Origin of the sequence: Christiangramia lutea, from assembly GCF_022489035.1 — a bacterium.
GTDB lineage: Bacteria > Bacteroidota > Bacteroidia > Flavobacteriales > Flavobacteriaceae > Christiangramia > Christiangramia lutea.
Genome location: NZ_JAKVTV010000021.1, coordinates 1 through 1,718 on the forward strand (window position 1 = coordinate 1; position 1,718 = coordinate 1,718).

Consider the following 1,718-nt stretch of genomic DNA (forward strand, 5'->3'; position numbering starts at 1 on the left):
ATAGCCGTATGTAATAAGCTCCTGAAACAGGCATTTGCCATCGCCAAATCAGGAACCTATTACCAAGAAAATTATTTATCGAAATTAGCTTAAAAGGACTTGGATTTTACCTTAGTTCTTTGTTGGCTATAGTTAAGTGAAACTATTTTTTTGTTTTGAAAATCTTTAAAATCAATGTAGAAAGCGTATTCTCCATTTCTCTTTTTCAATCGCATTAGGTAGTTTCTTTTACCGGATTTAATTATTATTCCTTTCTTTAATTTTCTGAATTTCTGTCTAGATTCTTTTCTGTCTTTTCGTTCAGCCTCTTTGGTTGCATACCTGGTAAATGTATTCGGAATTGCATAAATCTTAATCTCATTAAGATCTAATTTTTTACCATTTAGATTATTAATATTTTCCAATATAGTGGAGTAACAATAAGAGAATGAAAAAACTATTTTATCAATTTTATTTGATGTTGTGAAATCAAAATTTCCACTTTTTAAATCAGCATTTATTTTATCAACTAGTTGGTTATTCTTATACGTTTCAATATTTGCTCCATATGCAAGTTCATCATTCTCAAAAAAAGAAACTTTACCTATAATTTTGATAGAATTTTGTGCGAATATGTTTTGTGACAAAACAATCATCATCAGCAAAATCAAAACTACAGAAATTCTATTTTTCATAAACTTAATTATAGCCAACGGTCTCGGTTATCGCCAGTTGGCGGAGTAGGGGACGCGGATTTGTCGGCTTAGTGTTGGTTTGTTCGTCAAGTTAATTATTTTCTTAGTAACGCTGCCGCTTATTGGCGATGAACCGTTGTTGTATGCTGGCCTTAACTTCTAATTATTTTCTTTACTTCTTCCTTTGTAAATATATCTTTATCAGATTTAAAACTATTAAAATACAAATCTTTAATTTTTAAATATTTATATGAATTTTTGATTGCGTTAGGTTCTGGATAAAGTATTTGAAATTGCCAATTTGTATTGTCAAAATGTAAATTTACTTCTCTGAAAATTTCTTGTAACGATGTCAATATCTCCCAAAAATCTTTAAGAGTAATATTATATTTTATTTCCGATTTTTTTCTGTCAGTATGCGCGAAAACTTTATTCCTTAAAAGACTAATATCACCGAAGTGGTCGCTGGTTTTCAAAAATTTAGTTTTTAACTTTTCTAATGAAGAGTGAGTTGGCTTATGGTGCCAATCAATTTTATCAATATTTGATTGACTATAGTTTATTAGATTTAAAATATTGAAATGTTCTTTTTTATCAATTAATTTATGGCAGTCAATCACGAATAATTTTGTGTAGTTTAAATATAGTCGATAGAAAAATCTTGATTTTTTTATCATTCTTTCGAAATATTCTTCCTCTGGATTATGAATAGAACGGATATCTTGTTTTAAACATTCTAATTCCAAAAGAATTTCTCTAATTTCAGTCAGTTTATGTTTTAAAATTTCCGAATTTTCTTTCATCTAAATTTTTGTGAGGCTTGCATACAACGGTCTCGGCTATCGCCAGTTGCGGGAGTTGGGACGCGGAGTTGTCGGCTTAGTATTGGTTTGTTGGTCAAGTTAATTATTTTCTTACTAACGGTGCCGCTTATTGGCGATGAACCGTCTTAAGTTTAATTTCTCTAAATTTTGAATGTATAACCAGAAAGAACAAAAGAGAGGAATAAGGTTACATGAACCGTGGGAACTTGAGATTCCGTCA

At 30.0% G+C, this 1,718-nt stretch carries 2 protein-coding genes; both read right to left on the minus strand.

The features are described from left to right. Window positions 1-89: 89 nt before the first annotated feature. Window positions 90-674: a hypothetical protein gene (locus tag ML462_RS15955; protein ID WP_240714831.1), complete on the minus strand. Its 585-nt coding sequence runs from the start codon at window positions 672-674 to the stop codon at window positions 90-92. 152 nt (window positions 675-826) lie between these two features. Further along, complete coding sequence (locus ML462_RS15960) at window positions 827-1,477, minus strand: AbiU2 domain-containing protein (protein ID WP_240714832.1); 651 nt, start codon at window positions 1,475-1,477, stop codon at window positions 827-829. Window positions 1,478-1,718 lie beyond the last annotated feature (241 nt).

Coding starts and splice junctions, on each gene's coding strand:
- ML462_RS15955 (WP_240714831.1), bottom strand. CDS start 674: ATGAAAAATAGAATTTCTGTAGTTTTGATTTTGCTGATGATGATTGTT.
- ML462_RS15960 (WP_240714832.1), bottom strand. CDS start 1,477: ATGAAAGAAAATTCGGAAATTTTAAAACATAAACTGACTGAAATTAGA.